The following is a 17,545-nucleotide window of genomic DNA, read 5'->3' on the forward strand; positions in this document are numbered from 1 at the left end:
TCCTGGAACAGGTCCAGGCCGAAGCATTTTCATGGAACCAGGATGGACTACGCGCTGCTGCTGACGAACTTCGATCGCAACCATGGACATCACAGCTGGCCGCGCCAGCGCCTGCTGCACGAATGCCTGCGCCACGCGATCCGCGAAGGCACGCTGGCGGCAGGCACACGGCTGGTGGCCACGCGCACGCTGGCGGCCGAGCTGGGCGTGGCCCGCAACACGGTGCTGTACGCCTATGAACAACTGGCCAGCGAAGGTTTCGTGGTGCCGGACCGCCGCGGCACCGTCGTCGCCCGGGTCAAGCCGGCACCCGTGCCGGCACCCGTGCCGGAAGCCGGGCCAGGGCGTGCGCGGAAACGCCCCGGCCGACCGGCGGCGACGGAGGCCGGCCTGTCGCGCCGCGCGATGAACCTGCGCCCGCTGTCGAACGGTGCCAGCGACGCCCAGGCTTTCGTGCCGGGCGTGCCCGACTTGCACGCGTTCCCGCTGGCGCTGTGGCGCCGTCTGCTGGACCGGGCCTGGCGCGGTCTCGATCCGGCACAGCTGAACTACGGCGATCCGGCCGGCGCATGGCCATTGCGGACGGCGATCGCGGACTACCTGCGCGCCTCGCGCGGCGTCGTGTGCGAAGCGGAGCAGGTGTTCATCACCGATGGCAGCCAGAGCACGCTGGACCTGTGCGCGCGCGCCTGCGCGGACGAAGGCGACACCGTGTGGCACGAAAATCCCGGCTATGGCGGCGCCCTGGCGGCGTTCCGCCACGCCGGGCTGGCGGTCACCGGCATCCCGGTGGACGAGGAGGGCATGGCGCCATCGGCGCGCGACTGGCAGGCGCGCCGGCCGGCACTGATCTATACGACGCCGTCGCACCAGTACCCGGTCGGCACCGTGCTGTCGCTGGCGCGGCGGCTGGCGCTGATCGACGGTGCCCGCCGTGCCGGGGCGCTGATCATCGAGGATGACTACGACAGCGAGTTCCGTCACGATGGCCCGCCGCTGGCGGCGATGCAGGGCCTGGTGCCGGATGCGCCGGTGCTGTATTGCGGCACGTTCAGCAAGACCATGTTTCCGGGCCTGCGCATCGGCTACCTGGTGGTGCCGCCGGACCTGGCGCCGCCGCTGGCGCTGCTGCGCGCCCAGTCGGCGGCGGCGGGACGGGTGGCCGAGCAGCTGGCACTGGCGGAATTCGTCACCAGCGGGCAATTCCTGCTGCACCTGCGCCGCATGCGCCGGCTGTACCGCGAGCGGCGCGATGCGCTGGTCGCGGCACTGGAAAAACACCTGGGCCGCATCGCCACCGTGCACGGCGCCTCGGCCGGCATGCACCTGTCGCTGCGCCTGCCGGACTGGCTGCCGGACGAAGCGATCCGCGCCCGGGCGCGGCAGGAGGGGATCATCGTCAATGCGCTGTCGACCCACGCGGTGCAGGAAGGCGCTTGGAACGGCCTGATGCTCGGCTATGCGCAGGTGCCCGCCGGGGAGATGGAAGGCCTGGTGAAGCGGCTGGCGGCCGTGATCCACCTGGCCGCCTATGAAGCCGGGCGCATTTCCGCTGCGGCGAAAAAAAACCGGAGCCGGCTACCCTTCGAGGGCGCCTGACTCCGGCTGGGCCGGCTGACTGCGTCAGAATGCGTAGTCAGCCCGCACGTACATGCTGCGCCCGTTGATGCCGAACGGGCAGGTTTCCCAGCAGTGCGTGAAGCCCAGTTGCGGGAACGGCGCCGCGCCGGTCTTGTCCCATTCCGTCGGGTAGGTGTCGAACACGTTGTTCACGCCCAGTTGCAGGCCGAGCTTTTTCGTGAAGTTGTAGCGCAGCGTCATGTCGGCGATCCACTTGCCTTCCCAGGTCTGGATGAAGCCCGGCGTGAAGCCCTGGCCCTGCACCTCGCCGTAGTAATTGGCGCGCACGTTGCCGTTCCACTTGCCGGCGGTGTAGTCGGCCGACAGCACGTGGTGCTTGCGCGGCTGGCCGTGTTCGATCAGCGTGACCTGCGACGCGTCGAACAGCTGTTCGCCGGTCAGGATCGACGAGGTGGAGTGGCGGCCGGTGACTTCGGTCTTGTTGAAGCCCAGCTGGCCGGACAGCACCAGGGTCGATCCCGGCCAGCGCGACGTGTGTTCGGCCACGATGTCGATGCCTTTCGTCTTCGTGTCGACGGCGTTGGTGAAGAACTGCGCCTGGCCCACCTTCAGCGGGATCAGCACATTGGCGATCGGGCCGCCACCCGCTTCCGGCGCGATCGTGCTGGAGAACACGATGCGGTCCTTGATCTTGATCTGGTACACGTCGGCTGTCAGCGAGAAGTTCGGCAGCGGGCGCAGCACGATGCCCATGCTGGCGTTGCGCGAGGTTTCCTCCTTCAGCGGCGCGATGCCCAGCGCCCGCGTGACGGGGCTGTCCTGCCGCGCGGTCAGCGTTTCGGTCAGCACGCCCTCGGCGTTCAGGTTGGTCGACACGGAGCTGTAGAACGCCTGCTGCACGCCGGGTGCGCGGAAGCCGGACGAATAGCTGCCGCGCACGCCCACCTGCTTGCTCGGATCCCAGCGTGCCGTCACCTTGCCGGTGGTGGTGTTGCCGAAGTCCGAGTATTTTTCATAGCGCACCGCGCCCGTCAGCAGCAGGGTGTCGAGCGCGCGCCATTCCACGTCTCCATACAGGGCGATGTTGTGGCGGCCTTCGTCCACCTCGGTCGATGGCGTGTAGCCCGGGAATCCCTGGGTGCCGGCTGCGGCCACCGTGCCGGCCGGCGTGAGGATCTGGATCGCCGGATTGTTGGTGCGGCCATACTGGTACGACACCGGGTCGCCGGCTTCGATTTCATAGCCGTCGCGGCGCCACTCGAAACCGGTGGCGAAGAACACGCCCTTGGCGACCGGGCCCTTCAGGTCGGCGTTGAACGTGGTCTGGTTGAATTTCAGCTTGCCGGTATCGGCCGCCAACGGAGACTCGCCGTAGATGCCGCCGCCGGTCGGGCGCGGTTCGTACCAGTAGCTGACGTTGATGGTGTTCTTTTCATGGAACGCCAGCTCGCTGCGGCCATGGTTGACCGACACATCGGCTTTCCATTCGTTCGGCAGGTCGAGCCGGTAGCCGACGGCCAGCGATGCATCCTTGACCGTGGTGCGGATGTTCGGCAGGTAGCCTTCCGGGTACACCTCGGGCACGGTGCGGTCGTCGCCTTTGGTACGGAAGAAACCGGCCGAATCGCCCTTGCGCTTCGACGCGCCGCCGAAGGCATAGAACTCGCCGCCCTGGCCGGCAGGCAGCGCAGCGTTGGCCCACAGGTAGGCATCCTTCGCATCGCTGTCCCCGACGCGCAGCGTGACGCGCGGCGCCTCGCCCACCAGCGTGCTGTTCACCCCGGCGCGGTTGGTTTCGTTGCGGCGGCGGCCTTCGACGGAAACGTTGATGAAGCCGCCATCGGCGCCCAGCGCCCAGCCGCGGTTCACGCTGCCGGAAATCATGTCGCCGTCGCCCTCGGAGGTGGTGCCCACCTGGCCGGACACCTGGGTTTCGTTCACGTTCGACTTCAGCACGATGTTGATCACGCCGGCAATCGCGTCGGAACCGTATTGCGCGGCGGCGCCGTCGCGCAGCACCTCGATGTGATGGATGGCGGACAGCGGGATCGCGTTGATATCGGTACCCGCCGAGCCGCGGCCGACCGTCTGCTGGACGTTGACCAGCGCCTGCTGGTGGCGGCGCTTGCCGTTCACCAGCACCAGCAACTGGTCCGGGCCCAGCGAGCGCAGCGTGGCGGGGCGGATGATGTCGGTGCCGTCGCTGATGAAGGTGGACGAGAAGTTGAACGACGGATCGAGCGACTGCAGCAGCTTGCCCAGTTCCAGCGGGCCGGCGGTCTGCATGTCCTTCACGTTGATCAGGCCTACCGGTGCGGCGGTGTCGAGCGCGGTGCGGGCGGCGGAACGCGAGCCCAGCACGACCACGGTGGCCTGTTCCGACTGTTGTTCTGCTGCCTGGACGGCGGCTTGTCCCGATGCCTGGCCTTCGGCGGCGGTTTGCGCGGAAACATGTGCGGCCAGCAGCAACGCGGCGCTGGCAAGCGCGGTACGGCGGAAAGTGTTCTGCTTCATGTGTCTTTTATCGTCTCTTGGTTGGATGGGTGCGAAGCATGCATTGGGGGTGTCCCGCGCTGAGTCTAACTGGGTGGGTAATAAAGTTGTAACGCCCTGTTGCGCAGCGTGAACGCACTGAAAATATTGCGTGTTCAACATCGAAAACCCATTGCAAACCCGAGCTGAACTCGCTTACGCTGTTGCCCCCTCATCGGCCGAAGCCGACAATTTCCCGACCGGGTGCGACATTTTTACGACAGTTCTCCCATGCAACAACCATGGCGGTTGGCGCGTCGCATGACGGGAGGATTTTTCAGAAGAAGCGGGCGCGCACCAGGGCGGATGACGATGCGCGGCGCGGCGAAGGCAGTCACGGCGAAGTGGCTTCTGCGCCGGGCGGGCGTCCGGCACGATTCGGATTCAGCGGCGACTACGCCGCCCGGTCAACGCGGCCGGGAGGAGGATGAGGGACTAGTGCTGGTCCTGCATCCATTCCTTCAATCCATCGACCCATTTTTTCGCCGGCAGGTTGAAGGTTTTCCTGATCGCCGCGGCGCGCTCGTACAGCACCGAGAAGTCCAGCACCGGGGCATTCTTGAATGCAATCGCAACGATGTTCGCGTCGTGTACTTCGGGCAGCCACACGACGGCGTCGAAGGCCAGTTCCATGTGTTGCAGGTTGCGCTCGTAGTTGTCGAATTCGCCGAACACGTTGGCCGTCATGATGCCGTGCTCCGTCAGGCAGTCGCTGCACGCCTGGTAGAACTCCGGGGTGTCCAGCACGGGACCACGCGCGTCTTCGTCGTAGAGGTCGACCTGCAGCACGTCGATGGCGCCGCGGTTGGCCGGGTCGTTGACGAAATCGAGGGCATCCATCTGCCGCACGTCCAGCCTCGTGTCGTTCGGAGGCAGGCCGAACATTGCTTCGCAGACCGCGATGACGTTGGGATTGAGTTCTGCCACCGATACGCGCGCGCCGGGAAAGCGGCCATGGCAGAACTTCGTCAGCGCGGCGCTGCCCAGGCCGAGCTGGGCGATATGGCGGGGATTCTGCAGGAACAGCATCCACATCATCATCATCTGCACGTATTCGAGCTCGATGGCGTCGGGCCTGGACAGGCGCATCGCCCCCTGTACCCACGACGTGCCGAGATGGAGCGAGCGTACGCCTTCGAATTCGGTGATGGTGGCGGGAGGGTGGCCAGGCTGGTCGAAACGGTTCTTTTGCATCCCGGAAGTTTACCAGCCATGAAAAAAAGGCGCCGAAGCGCCTTTTGGAATGCGTTACTGCTGAATGGATTACTGCTGCTTGCGACGACGTGCTGCGAAGGCCAGCACGCCCAGGCCGCCGGCCAGCATGCCGTAGGTTGCTGGTTCCGGGACCGGGCTGGTCACGTTGAAATCGCCGCCGTAGCTGGCGACCGTACCGGTGACGGTGCCGCTGACAACCAGCGTCAGGGGGCCGGTGACGTCCTGGCCCAGGATGGCAGCGATCGACAGTGGGCCGATGTTGCCTGCTGCAACGTCAACGCCGTTCAGCGTTACGTTGGTGAACGACAGGTCGGACCAGGCGGTTGCCGTGTTGACCAGGCCGGCGAACACGGTGCCTTCGCCGCTGAAGCCGGTGAAGGTGAACGTATCGCTGAAGGCGCCGGTGGTGTGGGTGTTGCCCACGAAGGCCGAGAACACGTTCGGGCCGCCTTGCAGATCGATCGTGATGTCTTCAGCGTATGCGGAGCCGAAGGCGGGCAGCAGCGCGGCTGCCAGTGCGAGAGATTTCAATTTCATGCTTACCTCGTCGAAGAGTTATTAACTATAAGGAGTCGACAAGTTAAGCCAGCTTTAAGGTGTTGTCAATATTTTATTGTGTCCGTTACAATTACATACAAAAAAAGGCGACAAAGCGCCCGTTTTTGCAACGATAACGTATTTTGCGGTAAGTTTAAATGATTTTAGGAACTTTTAGTTTCCTAAAAATATTTTATAAACCCACGGAAATATAAAGATTTTTCAGGGAACTTTTAGTTCCATCTGGAATAATTTTTTGGGATCAATTAATTCCAAATGGAAATTGTTTGTTAGGAAATATTTAATTCCGGAAGGTATTTTTAAAGCCGCCAGCTGTGTTTCTGCGGCTTAGCCAGGCCAGGATACCCAGGCCGCCGAGCAGCATGCCATACGTTTCGGGTTCGGGTATCGGGCTGATGTTGATGGTGCCCGCATAGCTCGCCGCGGCGCTGCCCATCGGGCCTTCCACGTCGCCGTGGACGGTCAGCACCAGCGGCCCCAGGATCGGTTCGTCGACCAGCAAGCCATATTCAAAGACGCCTTGCAGCGTCAGCGTCATCGCGTGCCCGTTGATCTCGGCCCCGGTGAAGTTGACGTTCGACAGCGGCTGGAAGCCGATCGTCACCAGGCTTGAATCGACGGTCCAGCTGCCATCGGATGGCGAGAAGTTGAAGGTATCGACGAAGCTGCCCGTCTGCAGATGTGTCACGCCGAAATGCGCCGACAGCGTGCCAGTGCCCTCGAGTTCGACATTGGTAACCATGTCGTCGGCATGCGCCGTGCCGGCGATGGCCAGCACGGCGGCCAGGGCGGCGCCTGGCAAGAACGATAGAATTTTCATGATGGATTCCCCGGTGAGAGTGCGGCCCGACGCGGGCCGCCTAGGGACACATTAGAACTGCCGGGTTCAGTTGCGAGCGCTTTTCTGTTGATTTTTGAGCAAGCTCAATCGTTAAAAAAGGCCGACGCGACGCGTCATGCGGCGTCCATCTGCAAGCCGGCCGGCAGCTGCAGCGTCACGACGAGGCCGCCGCCTTCGCGGTTCGCCAGCGTGATCCGGCCGCCGTGCGCTTCGGCGATCTCGCGCGCCAGCGCCAGGCCCAGGCCGGTGCCGCTGCGCTTGGTGGAATAGAAGGGCACCAGGGCGTTCGCCAGCACCGTGTCGCTCATGCCGGGCCCGCGGTCCTGCACCTCGATGCGCAGGGTATCCTGCATATGGCGGATCTCCAGCGCGACGGCGTCCGCCGGCGAGCCCGATTCGTGTGCATTCTTCAGCAGGTTCAGCAGTGCCTGCTCCAGCTGGGCGGCATCGAAAGACGCCGGTTCGGGTGGCAGCGCGCCCGCCAGCCGGAACGGCACCTGTTCGGCCAGGCCGGCCACGAAGCCGGACCACGGATGCGGCCGCTTGCGCGGCGCTGGCAGCTTGGCAAAGCGCGCATAGCCGAGGATGAAGCCTTCCAGGTGGCGGGTGCGTTCCTCGATCGTGGCCAGGATCTGCGGCAGGCGTTCGGTCTGGCCGCGCCGCACCAGTTCGGCGCCGGAATGGGCGAGCGAAGCCAGTGGCGCCAGCGAGTTGTTCAGCTCATGGCTGATGACGCGGATCACCTTTTTCCAGGTTTGCACCTCCTGCCGCCGCAATTCCAGCGTGAGCTGGCGCAGCAGCAGCAATTCGTGGCGCCGGCCGTTCAGGTTGAAGCGGCGGCGCGCCAGGTGGAACACTTCCTCGTCGTCTCCCTCGCCGGTCGTGAACAGGCTGTCGCCGCCGCGGGCGACGGCATCGCGCAGCGGCGGCTTCGAGCGTTGCAGCAGCTCGTCCAGCCGGTGCCCTTCGAGCTTGCGGCCGTCGTGCAGCATGTGCCGTGCCGCCACGTTCGCATACACGATCGCGCCGGCATCGGCGACCAGCAGCATCGCCACTGGCGTGTTCTGCACCATCGTGTCGAGCAGCAGCTCGCGCTGCACGAGATTGAGCCGCTGCTCGCGCAGCACTTCGCCCAATGCGTTGTGGGCTGCCACGAGTTCGCGCAGCTCGTCGTTCTGGGGCCAGTGCAGGCTGAATGAGAAATCGCCGTCGCGGTAGCTGGTGACAGTGCCGGCCAGCGCGCGGTACAGCGACATGATCGGCTTGAGCTGCGAACGGATCGTGATCACCGACAGCGGCACCACGCACAGCAGGCAGACGGCCAGCACCAGCCACGGCCGGTCGGGGAAATAATGGTCGAGCGCCAGGGCGATCAGGATGCCGACGGTCAGCAGCGTGCCGACCAGCGCCGACCAGCGCGTGAGCAGCGAAAGGCGGATGGCTTTCGGGCGATTGCCAGCTTCCGTGGAGTCGCGGCTCTCCTTGCCGGCCGGGTTGCCGCCTGGCGGGCGCGCCATCAGGGCCGCGCGATGCCGAGCCGCTCCATGCGGCGGTACAGGGCCTGGCGCGACAGGCCAAGTTCGGCGGCCGCTTGCGCCACGATGCCGTTGGCGCGCGCCAGCGCGGTGCTGATCGCATCGCGGTCCGGTTCCACGTCCGGTACACCGCCGAAGGCGACCGCCGCGGCGGGCAGTCCCAGGTCGGCGGCGCACACGTCCGGCCCGGCCGACAGCAGCCGGGCACGCGCCATCACGTTCTTCAGCTCGCGCACATTGCCCGGCCAGGAGTGCGCCAGCAGCGCCGCTTCCGCATCCGGCCGCAGCGTCTTGCCGGCACCGAGGAAATGACGCGCCAGCGGCAGGATGTCGCCCGGGCGGGCAGCCAGTGCCGGCAGCTTCAGTTCGATCACGTTGAGGCGGTAATACAGGTCTTCGCGGAAGGTGCCGGCGCGGATCATGGCCGGCAGGTCGGCGTTGGTGGCGCTGACGATGCGCACCGCCACCTTGCGTTCGCGGTTCGATCCCAGGCGCTCGAAACGGCCGGTTTCCAGCACGCGCAGCAGCTTCATCTGGCCGGCCAGAGGCAGGTTGCCGATCTCGTCGAGGAACAGCGTGCCGCCGTCGGCCGCCTCGAACTTGCCTTCGCGTGCCTTCGACGCCCCGGTGTAGGCGCCGGCATCGGCGCCGAACAGTTCCGCCTCGATCAGTTCCGCGGGCAGGGCGCCGCAATTGAGCACGACGAACGGACCGTCCGCCATCGGCGAATTGGCCTGGATGATCTCGGCGATGCGCTCCTTGCCGGTGCCGTTCGGACCGCTGACCAGCACCGGCACGTCGGCCCGCGCCACCTGGCAGGCCAGGTGGAGCACGCGCTCGGTGGCCGGGTCCTGCCAGACGATGCCGCGCAGCTCGTATTGTTCCAGCTCGCGCCGCTGCCGCAGTTCGCCCTGCAGCCGCTGGCGCAGCGCACGGTTGGCCTGTCCCAGCTCCAGCAGGTTCTTGACGGTGGCGACCAGGCGCCCGTCATTCCATGGCTTGGCAAGGTAGTCGGCGGCGCCGGCCTTGATCAGGTCCACCGCCGCATCCAGGTGCGTCCATGCCGTGAGCAAGATCACCGGCAGGTCGGGGTGGCGCTTGCGGATCGCGCGGAACAGTGCCACGCCTTCCTCGCCGGAGGTGGTATCGGCTGTGAAGTTCATGTCCTGGATGACCAGGTCGATCACGGCGCCGCTCCGCTCCAGCAGGGCCAGCCCCTCTTCGGGCGAAGCCGCGCTCAGGGCGGCGATGTCGTGCAGCGAAAACAGCACTTCCAGGGCCATCGTGATGGCGGCATTGTCGTCGATGATCAGTACGGTCGGCATGGTGGCGTCAGCATAACATTCCTACACCACCCCGCGGGTGGCGGTGGCCGGGGAAATGCTGGCGGCGCGCCACGCCGGGCCATACACGGCGGCGATGCCCAGCGCGAGGAATGCCGCGGCACCGGCCAGCAGGTAAGTACCCGGCAGCCGCGCCAGTTCCAGGTGCGTCACCAGCAGGTGGTTCAGGCCCAGCGCGCCGAACAGGCCGGCGGCCACGCCGGCGCTGGTGATCATCACGTTCTCCGTGATGAAGTAGCGCAGGATGTCCACCCGGCGCGCCCCCAGTGCGCGGCGCACGCCGATCTGCTTGCGCCGCTGCGTGACCCACAGGCTGGCCATGCCGACGATGCCGCTGGCGGTGACCATCATCAGCAGTACGCTGACGGTGATCAGCATCCAGGCCAGGCCGCGGTCGGCGCGGTAGCGATCCATGCGGTCGTCCTGCAGCGTCTTGGAGCGCACGATGATCTGGTTGCTGGCGGCCTTGCGCAGTGCCGCTTCGACTTCCTTCATCACGCGCTCGCGCTGGCCCGGTTCGGCCCGCACCGTGAACATGGCGCGCGGCGAGCTGATACGCCGGATCGGCTGGATGATCGACATTTCGCCTCGTTCGCCGACTTCGGCGCTGGTCGATTGCAGCCGCTCGAGGACGCCGATCACGCGCGACGCCGTCGCATCCTTGCCGGTGCCGAAGTACAGTGTCTTGCCGACGAAACTGGTGGCATCCGGCCAAACCTTCCTTGCCAGCGCCCTGGTGATGATGATGGTGTTCGTCTCGTAGACATCCTTCGTGGTGTCGAGGTTCACCACTTCGGTGGGCAGGAAGTCGCGGCCTTCGGCCAGCTGCAGGCCCCACGTCTTCACCAGCGAGTCGGGCGACACGTAGAACGCCGCGCCGGTCGAGACCTTCACCTGCTCGCGGTCGGCGGCAATGCCCGTGTTGTTGCCGGAGCGTGACAGCGGTACCTGGTTGGTCTGCGCCACCGACACCACGCCCGGAACCGCGCGCAGCAGGTCGCGCTGCCGGATCTGCGCCGCCAGCATCTCGTTGAAGTTGCTTTCGGTCTGCAGGTCGCTGACCCGCACGTGGAAGATGTCTTCTTCGCGTTCCACGCCGGACACGCGGTCGGCGACGGCCTGCCGTTCGCTGACGATGTGCAGCGCATTCGCCAGGATCGCCAGGCTCAGCGCCACCTGCACGGCCACCAGGATCGGGCCGGTCTTGTTGCGCATCAGCGAAGACAGGATGGGACGGATTTCCATGATGGCTCCTTTCATTGGGACTTCAGTTGCAGGGCCGGCGTTACCTGGCAGGCGCGCCACGTCGGCAGCAGGCCCGCGAGCATCGCCGCCGCCACCGCCATCGCGAAGGTTGTGATGAGCATTACCCAGTCCATCCGGGCTACCAGCGCCAGCTGCGCCGACTGCATCGAGATCAGTCCCAGTGCGCCGAGCGCCAGCAGCAGGCCGAGGACGCCGCCGGCCAGGCCGATCACGGCCGTCTCGGTCAGGAATTGATGGAAGATTTCCTTGCGCGAGGCGCCCAGCGCACGCCGCACGCCCACTTCCGGTGCGCGCACCGAGAACTTGGCGAGCAGCAGGCCGATCGTGTTCACCAGGCACAGCACCAGGAAGCCGAACGCCAGCCAGGCCGACAGCTTGTTGTCGTTGCCCACCACCTTCAGGTGCTCCAGCCACTCGGCCAGGTTGTACAGCCGGTTGGGGGCATTGCGCTGCAGGCGGCCCAGCTTGCGCTGCTCGGCCGCGTAGCCGTCCAGCCAGTCCTGCAGCGCCGGCCGGTCGGTGGCGGAATGCACCTCGAACCAGAACTGCAGCCAGGTGCACTCGGAGTCGAGGAAACCCTGGTAGCCCGGCTCGGAATTGCTGGTGCAATTGGTGCTGCCGCTGTTGTTCGACTCGTGGCGTACGGCGGAAGCGATCGGGATGAAGTACTCGTCCACCTCGTCGAACGGGCCGGTGCCGATGATGCGATGGAAGCTGGGGACCGGCTTCCACGTGTCGATCACGCCACTGACCAGGTAGTCGAAGCCGTTGTAGCGCAGCCGCCGGCCCACTGGATTGGCATTCCCGTACAGCTTCTCCGACAGCGCGCGGGTCAGCACGATGACGTCGGCGCCGGCCTTGTCGTCGGCGCTGGTCCATGCCTGGCCGTACAGGAATGGAATCTCGAACATCGCAAAGAAGTCGCGGGTCGGTGCGCCGCCGTTGACCACGAATGGCGCGATGTCCTTGCGGTCCGGCTGTATCGCGCCGCCCAGGCCCATCATCGCGGTGCGGCGCTCGCCCTGGCCGCTGGCCAGCAGGTTCATCGCGTCGCGGTAGCTGAGCTGGCTGTCGTTCGGTTCGTCGCCGGGCGAGTAGCCTGTCAGCGGACCGTTGTCGAACACGGGTACCAGCAGCCGCTCGCTCTTGTGCGGCATCGGATTGCCGGACATGACGTGCAGGATCGTCAGTGTCGACACGCTGGCCGCCACGCCGATGGCCAGCGTGAGTATCATCAGCGCCGTCAGCGCCGGGTTGCGGCGCAGGTTGCGCAGGCCCAGTTTGAAGTAATAGGCGAACATGCCGTCTCCTATGCCGCCAGCGTGGGCGACTTGCGCACCAGGTCCGACACCTGGCCGTCGATGATGTGCACGTTGCGCTGCGAGCGCGTGGCCAGTTCCGGGTCGTGCGTGACCATCAGGATCGTGGTGCCCTGGGCGTTGATCTCTTCCAGCAGCTCCATCACGCCGCGCGCCATCTGCGTGTCGAGGTTGCCGGTGGGTTCGTCCGCCAGCAGCAGCTTCGGCGTGCCGGCCAGTGCGCGGGCGATGGCCACGCGCTGCTGCTGGCCGCCGGAAAGTTCGGCAGGGTAATGCTTCATGCGCGACGCCAGGCCCACCTTGGCCAGCGCATCCTCGATGCGCTCCCTGCGTTCGGCGGCATTGAAGCCGCGGTAGCGCAGCGGCACGTCGACGTTATCGAACAGCGACAGGTCAGGGATCAGGTTGAAACCCTGGAAGATGAAGCCCAGCTTCTCGTTGCGCAGCTTCGAGCGGGCATTGTCGTCCATGCCTTTCACGTTGACGCCGTCGAGGATGTATTCGCCGGCCGTGAATTCCTCCAGCAGGCCGGCGATGTTCAGGAAGCTCGTCTTGCCCGAGCCGGACGGCCCGGTGACGGTGACGAATTCGCCCTGCTTCACGTGGATCTCGAAGCCGCGCAGCGCGTGGGTTTCGATCATGTGGGTGCGGTAGACTTTGCTCAGGTTTTGCATGCGCAGCATGGTGGCCTCTGGTGAAGTGGAGGTTATTGATTGATGGCGACGCTCTTTGCGTTCTCGAATGTTTCGGTGCCGGCGACCACGACCTTGTCGCCCTGTTTCAGGCCGGACAGGATTTCCACGGCGTTGATGCTGGTGGCGCCCATGCGGATCGGCGTGCGCACGGCCACGCCATCCTGCACCAGGTAGGCATAGCGGCCGCCTTCGGATTCCACGAAGGGCCCGCGCGGCAGCAGCAGCACGTTGGCTTTCTCGTCGATCAGCAGGCGCGCCTGCACGCGCTGGCTCTGGCGCAGGCCGTCGGGCTGCCGGCCTTCGAAGCGCACGCGCGCCAGCACCTGGTTCTTCACCACTTCCGGAGACAGGGCGGACAGCTTGCCGCTGGTCGTCACGCCGTTCACGGTGATCTCGGCGCGCATGCCGAGGCCGAGATCGTTGACATAGGTTTCCGGCACCTCGAGTTCGACTTCCAGCGCGGACAGGTCCACCAGCGTCATCAGCGGCGTGTTCGCCTGCACCACACTGCGGTTGGCCACGCTCAGCGTGCCGATGAAGCCGGCGACGGGCGCGCGCACGGTCAGCTCGTCGACACGGCGCTGGGCATTGGCCAGCACCAGCTTCTGGCGTTCCAGTTGCGCGGACTTGGTGCGCAGCGCCAGGTCGACGTCGTCCTTTTCCAGCGTCGAGGCCTGGATCGCATGCTGCGCGCGGATCTCGGCGGCGCGCAGCGCATCCTTGGCTTTCTGGTAATCGATCTTGGCAACCACGCCTTCGTTGGCCACGCCGTCGTAGCGTTCCAGCGTGCGCTGGGCCGACAGGCGGTCGATCTCGGCCGTGTCGGCATCGCGCTGCGCCAGCAGCTTCTGCTTGCGCGCCAGGATCTGCTGGCGCGCCACCTCGGCCGCCAGTTCCTGGTAGCTCGACTGTTCTTTCTTCAGCTCGTCTGTCAGGTCGGGCGATTCCAGCACGGCCAGCACGTCGCCCTGTTTCACGGTATCGCCGGCGCGCACCTTCAGGGTGACGGTGGACGAGGGCGCCGTCGAATACAGCGTCGGGCTGACGGCGGCGACGATGCGGCCATTGACGGCGGCGTCGCGGATCAGCGTGCCGCGCGTGACATCGGCGATGCGCAGGCGCGCCGCGCTGACCGAATGCTCGCTGCCGGCCCAGTGGCTGACCGTGAACCATGCAGCCGCGACGATCACGGCGGCGCCCGCGGCCAGCAGCGCATGCCGCCGCCACGGCCGGTGCTGCGGCGTGGCGATGGCGGTATCTTGATGGGAGGTGTCGCGGATCATGGTCGGGCCTGCAATAAAAATGTTGTCATTTCTATGCAGGAACCGTGCCACAAGCTAAGTCATTGTTACGACAAGGTTTTCAGGTGGCGTGTCCGCTGTCCGGCGCTGTCCGGCCGCGTCCGCGGCGTCCGGCAATTGCTATCGGCGCCTGGCGGGCTTCTTCGCGATGACTTCGCGGCAGTCGCCCTTCAGCGTGGCATTGTCGTAGTCGGTCCAGCCGTAGCTGTCGACCCAGCGGGTATGGCGCTTGAAGGTGGGCGACAGGAAGCTCCATTCGAGGCGCTCGCCGGGGTAGCGGATGTCGGCCATGTCCAGCAGCGTGTGGAACATGTTTTCCGTGGCCAGTTTCGCCTTGCGGTGCCGGCGCAGTTCGCGCACCTTGGCCGGATAGCGCTCGCCGTACTGGTCCGAATACCACATGAACGCCGGCACGCGGAATTCGTATTGCGTGTTGTGGCCGTGGAAAGCGATGCGGCAGGCGCCGTCGTACAGCGTCTGGCCGTGGTCGGCCACGTACAGCAGGGCGGCCGGGTGCAGGGGGGACTGCAGGCGATCGAGCACCTGCGCCAGGAACCAGTCCGTATACAAGATAGTGTTGTCGTAGCTGTTGTTCAGCCGTGGCTTGATGGCGATGTCGGTATAGACGGGCTTGTCGATGCCGAACAGCGAGGGTTGCCAGCGATCGAACGACTGCGGATGGCGCTGGCTGTAGTTCCAGTGGCTGCCCAGCGTGTGCAGCACGATCAGCTTTTTCCGCGCCGGATCGGCCATCGCCGCGCGCAGCGGCTCGAACAGGACTTCGTCGAGAGTGGATTTGTTGGAGAAGCCGCCCAGGTTGGTGAACTGCACCACGTCCGCCTCGCGGGCGAACACGGACACCGGCGTGTCGAACTTGCCGAACGAGATCTGGTTCGACAGCCACCAGGTGCGGAAACCTGCTTCCTTGTAGGCGGTGATGAACGACTTTTCGCTGAAGCCATCCTTCAGGCTCTGCCGTGCCGGCTTGCGGGAAATGATGACGGGGACCGACAGCCGCGTCGCCGATACCGCCGTGATCACGTCCGGCAGCGGCACCAGGTTGGCCTGTCGGGCCAGCAGCGGGTTGGTGTCGCGCCCGTAGCCGAACAGGCTCCAGCGGTCCTGGCGCGACGATTCGCCGATCACGAGCACGATCGTTTCCGGCACGTCGTCCGCCGCGCTCTGGTCGGCGCCGAACCTGAAATGGCGGCTGGTTTCGTTCAACTGCGCGAGGTAGCGCCGCTCGCGGTAGAAATCGATGCCGCGCGCGGCCAGCCCGAACGGCCAGGAATCGATGAAAGCGTCGAAATGCACGGGAGGCCTGGCCCATGGCGGCAGTGGCGCCAGCGGCCAGCCGGTGACGTGGGCGCCGCGGCTGCCATCGCCGCTGCCGGCCGATGCCGCGGCGGACGCGGACGCCGGCGCGGCCGGGGACTGGCCGGCACCGAATTCCCAGCCATAGGCCGTCAGCAGCGCGAAGCTGCCCAGCAGCCCGAGCGCAACCCAGCGCGACGGACCTTGCCAGTCCAGGCCGCGGGTCTGGCGCGCGGCACGGAACGTCATTACCCACCAGGCGGCCACGCATGCCATCACGCCCAGCATCGTCCACACCGTGCCGCCGAGGAATTCGAGTGCCTCGACCGGGCTGGTTTCGGCCAGGATGCCCAGGTGGTGCGTGGAGATGCCCTGCCCATAGAACACCAGCAGGTAGATCTCGGTGGGCAGCGCCATGAAGGCGGGAATCAGGAGCCAGTGGAAATAGGCCGGGCGTGTGAATACTGCCCAGACAGCGGTCCAGGCGGCGATTTCGATGCCGAGGATCTGCCAGCCGTCGTGGACAGGATTGCCCAGCAGCACGCGGATCCACGGCACCAGCGACAACGCCAGGTAACTGAGCAGAATGAACAGGTGGGCCGGGCGCGGGTACCGGAAATCAAATGGCAACGGAGGCATGCGGCGTTCTGGGCGGGGCGCGAAGAAATGGATACAGTACAGAGTCAGTACGGACGTGCAGGGCACGGGGCGCTATTATGCGGACTTTTCCCGCTGCCGGGCAGGCATTGCTTTGCCTAATTGATCGGCAAATGAGTTGACTGTGCCTTGCGCACCGTCTATACTCGCGAGTTCTCAATTTAGTCTGCACCTTGTATACGCCTTTTTCGGGCCGCCTTTTCAACAAGGTGGCTGTTTGCGTCCCTGCGATCCGGACTCTGGAGACTGGTTTTAGCCCCCGGGAACATGGTTCAGCCGCCCGGGTTGTCAATAGCAGTAATTTTGTTGGATTTAGAACGATGCCAACCATCAATCAATTGATTCGCAACCCACGTACCGCACTGGTCGTGAAGAGCAAATCGCCGGCACTTGAAAACTGCCCGCAAAAGCGTGGCGTGTGCACCCGCGTGTACACCACCACTCCTAAGAAGCCTAACTCGGCACTGCGTAAAGTCGCCAAGGTGCGCCTGACCAACGGTTTCGAAGTCATTTCGTACATCGGCGGTGAAGGCCACAACCTGCAGGAACACTCGGTCGTGCTGCTGCGCGGCGGTCGTGTGAAAGACTTGCCGGGTGTGCGTTACCACATGGTTCGCGGCTCGCTGGATACCCAGGGCGTCAAGGATCGTAAGCAGGCTCGCTCGAAGTACGGTGCGAAGCGCGCTAAGGCCGCCAAGAAGTAATTCTTGCAGACTTAGTAGCAAAACATAATGAGTTGAGGCGGTCGCGAGACCGAGTAAGTGTGAGGCCATGATGGCCCACGCGAGTGCCGAACGAGGCGCTCAACTGAAGACAGGAAGGAAATAGACATGCCACGTCGTCGTGAAGTACCCAAGCGCGAAATTCTGCCGGATCCAAAGTTCGGCAACACCGAAGTCGCCAAATTCGTTAACGTTCTGATGCTGTCCGGCAAGAAGTCGGTTGCAGAAAACATCATCTACGGTGCATTCGACCATATCCAGCAAAAATCCGGCAAGGATCCACTGGAAGTGTTCACCGCAGCAATCAACAACGCCAAGCCGATGGTTGAAGTGAAGTCCCGCCGTGTCGGCGGTGCCAACTACCAGGTGCCGGTTGAAGTGCGCCCAGTGCGCCGCCTGGCCCTGTCCATGCGTTGGCTGCGTGAAGCTGCAAACAAGCGCAGCGAAAAATCCATGCCGCAACGCCTGGGTGGCGAGCTGCTGGAAGCCGCGGAAGGCCGCGGCGGCGCAATGAAGCGTCGTGACGAAGTGCACCGTATGGCTGAAGCGAACAAGGCGTTCTCGCACTTCCGCTTCTAAACACTCCGGCCGGCAAGACCGGCCTTTGTTCAAGCCGGGCGCATTTTTGATTCAAAAATGTTGCTCGGTTTTGTCCATTCAAAGATT

The 17,545-nt window shown here is 65.1% G+C and carries 14 protein-coding genes; 3 read left to right on the forward strand and 11 right to left on the reverse strand.

The features are described from left to right. Nucleotides 1-42: 42 nt before the first annotated feature. Complete coding sequence (pdxR, locus tag ACY34H_RS25645; RefSeq protein WP_464980293.1) at nt 43-1,599, forward strand: MocR-like pyridoxine biosynthesis transcription factor PdxR; 1,557 nt, start codon at nt 43-45, stop codon at nt 1,597-1,599. Nucleotides 1,600-1,623: 24 nt separating this feature from the next. Here the strand turns inward: pdxR and ACY34H_RS25650 are convergent, their stop codons facing one another. The 11 genes from ACY34H_RS25650 to ACY34H_RS25700 form a co-directional block, all read right to left on the reverse strand. Next, the gene (locus tag ACY34H_RS25650) at nt 1,624-4,095 is read right to left on the reverse strand and encodes a TonB-dependent receptor plug domain-containing protein (protein WP_464980294.1); all 2,472 of its coding nucleotides are present in this window, start codon (nt 4,093-4,095) and stop codon (nt 1,624-1,626) included. 453 nt (nt 4,096-4,548) lie between these two features. After that, a complete protein-coding gene (locus ACY34H_RS25655; RefSeq protein ID WP_464980295.1) occupies nt 4,549-5,307 on the reverse strand; it encodes a spermine/spermidine synthase domain-containing protein in 759 nt (252 codons plus the stop codon). Nucleotides 5,308-5,376: 69 nt separating this feature from the next. Next, nucleotides 5,377-5,865 carry an FxDxF family PEP-CTERM protein gene (locus ACY34H_RS25660; RefSeq protein WP_464980296.1) on the reverse strand — a complete coding sequence of 163 codons (489 nt, stop codon included), beginning with the start codon at nt 5,863-5,865 and terminating at the stop codon, nt 5,377-5,379. 301 nt (nt 5,866-6,166) lie between these two features. After that, a complete protein-coding gene (locus ACY34H_RS25665; protein ID WP_464980297.1) occupies nt 6,167-6,706 on the reverse strand; it encodes an FxDxF family PEP-CTERM protein in 540 nt (179 codons plus the stop codon). A 134-nt stretch (nt 6,707-6,840) separates the two neighbouring features. Continuing rightward, entirely contained in the window at nt 6,841-8,244 is a 1,404-nt protein-coding gene (locus ACY34H_RS25670; protein WP_464980298.1) for a sensor histidine kinase, read from the reverse strand. Then, nucleotides 8,244-9,587: a sigma-54-dependent transcriptional regulator gene (locus ACY34H_RS25675; RefSeq protein ID WP_464980299.1), complete on the reverse strand. Its 1,344-nt coding sequence runs from the start codon at nt 9,585-9,587 to the stop codon at nt 8,244-8,246. The genes ACY34H_RS25670 and ACY34H_RS25675 overlap by 1 nt, the downstream gene beginning before the upstream one ends. A gap of 21 nt (nt 9,588-9,608) precedes the next feature. After that, nucleotides 9,609-10,850, reverse strand: a complete 1,242-nt coding sequence (locus ACY34H_RS25680) for an ABC transporter permease (protein ID WP_464980300.1) — start codon at nt 10,848-10,850, stop codon at nt 9,609-9,611. Nucleotides 10,851-10,861: 11 nt separating this feature from the next. Continuing rightward, a complete protein-coding gene (locus tag ACY34H_RS25685) occupies nt 10,862-12,172 on the reverse strand; it encodes an ABC transporter permease (protein WP_464980301.1) in 1,311 nt (436 codons plus the stop codon). Between the two features lie 8 nt (nt 12,173-12,180). Continuing rightward, nucleotides 12,181-12,873 carry an ABC transporter ATP-binding protein gene (locus ACY34H_RS25690; RefSeq protein WP_464980302.1) on the reverse strand — a complete coding sequence of 231 codons (693 nt, stop codon included), beginning with the start codon at nt 12,871-12,873 and terminating at the stop codon, nt 12,181-12,183. Between the two features lie 23 nt (nt 12,874-12,896). Beyond that, entirely contained in the window at nt 12,897-14,168 is a 1,272-nt protein-coding gene (locus ACY34H_RS25695; protein WP_464980303.1) for an efflux RND transporter periplasmic adaptor subunit, read from the reverse strand. A gap of 138 nt (nt 14,169-14,306) precedes the next feature. Further along, nucleotides 14,307-16,139 (reverse strand): phosphoethanolamine transferase, encoded by a 1,833-nt coding sequence (locus ACY34H_RS25700; protein ID WP_464980304.1) that lies wholly within the window; start codon nt 16,137-16,139, stop codon nt 14,307-14,309. Between the two features lie 338 nt (nt 16,140-16,477). Here ACY34H_RS25700 and rpsL point away from each other — a divergent pair, with 338 nt between their 5' ends. Both rpsL and rpsG read left to right on the forward strand, forming a co-directional pair. Beyond that, the gene (gene rpsL / locus ACY34H_RS25705; protein WP_130186567.1) at nt 16,478-16,861 is read left to right on the forward strand and encodes a 30S ribosomal protein S12; all 384 of its coding nucleotides are present in this window, start codon (nt 16,478-16,480) and stop codon (nt 16,859-16,861) included. A gap of 126 nt (nt 16,862-16,987) precedes the next feature. Beyond that, nucleotides 16,988-17,458 (forward strand): 30S ribosomal protein S7, encoded by a 471-nt coding sequence (rpsG, locus tag ACY34H_RS25710; RefSeq protein WP_130186566.1) that lies wholly within the window; start codon nt 16,988-16,990, stop codon nt 17,456-17,458. Nucleotides 17,459-17,545 lie beyond the last annotated feature (87 nt).

The sequence above is a fragment of the Pseudoduganella sp. jia 9 genome, from assembly GCF_055502615.1.

Excerpts from the sequence above, each read along its gene's own strand:
- ACY34H_RS25660 (WP_464980296.1), bottom strand. The coding sequence starts at position 5,865 with ATGAAATTGAAATCTCTCGCACTGGCAGCCGCGCTGCTGCCCGCCTTC.
- ACY34H_RS25695 (WP_464980303.1), bottom strand. The coding sequence starts at position 14,168 with ATGATCCGCGACACCTCCCATCAAGATACCGCCATCGCCACGCCGCAG.
- ACY34H_RS25670 (WP_464980298.1), bottom strand. The coding sequence starts at position 8,244 with ATGGCGCGCCCGCCAGGCGGCAACCCGGCCGGCAAGGAGAGCCGCGAC.
- ACY34H_RS25700 (WP_464980304.1), bottom strand. The coding sequence starts at position 16,139 with ATGCCTCCGTTGCCATTTGATTTCCGGTACCCGCGCCCGGCCCACCTG.
- pdxR (WP_464980293.1), top strand. The coding sequence starts at position 43 with ATGGACTACGCGCTGCTGCTGACGAACTTCGATCGCAACCATGGACAT.
- rpsG (WP_130186566.1), top strand. The coding sequence starts at position 16,988 with ATGCCACGTCGTCGTGAAGTACCCAAGCGCGAAATTCTGCCGGATCCA.
- ACY34H_RS25685 (WP_464980301.1), bottom strand. The coding sequence starts at position 12,172 with ATGTTCGCCTATTACTTCAAACTGGGCCTGCGCAACCTGCGCCGCAAC.
- rpsL (WP_130186567.1), top strand. The coding sequence starts at position 16,478 with ATGCCAACCATCAATCAATTGATTCGCAACCCACGTACCGCACTGGTC.
- ACY34H_RS25675 (WP_464980299.1), bottom strand. The coding sequence starts at position 9,587 with ATGCCGACCGTACTGATCATCGACGACAATGCCGCCATCACGATGGCC.
- ACY34H_RS25650 (WP_464980294.1), bottom strand. The coding sequence starts at position 4,095 with ATGAAGCAGAACACTTTCCGCCGTACCGCGCTTGCCAGCGCCGCGTTG.
- ACY34H_RS25665 (WP_464980297.1), bottom strand. The coding sequence starts at position 6,706 with ATGAAAATTCTATCGTTCTTGCCAGGCGCCGCCCTGGCCGCCGTGCTG.
- ACY34H_RS25655 (WP_464980295.1), bottom strand. The coding sequence starts at position 5,307 with ATGCAAAAGAACCGTTTCGACCAGCCTGGCCACCCTCCCGCCACCATC.
- ACY34H_RS25680 (WP_464980300.1), bottom strand. The coding sequence starts at position 10,850 with ATGGAAATCCGTCCCATCCTGTCTTCGCTGATGCGCAACAAGACCGGC.
- ACY34H_RS25690 (WP_464980302.1), bottom strand. The coding sequence starts at position 12,873 with ATGCTGCGCATGCAAAACCTGAGCAAAGTCTACCGCACCCACATGATC.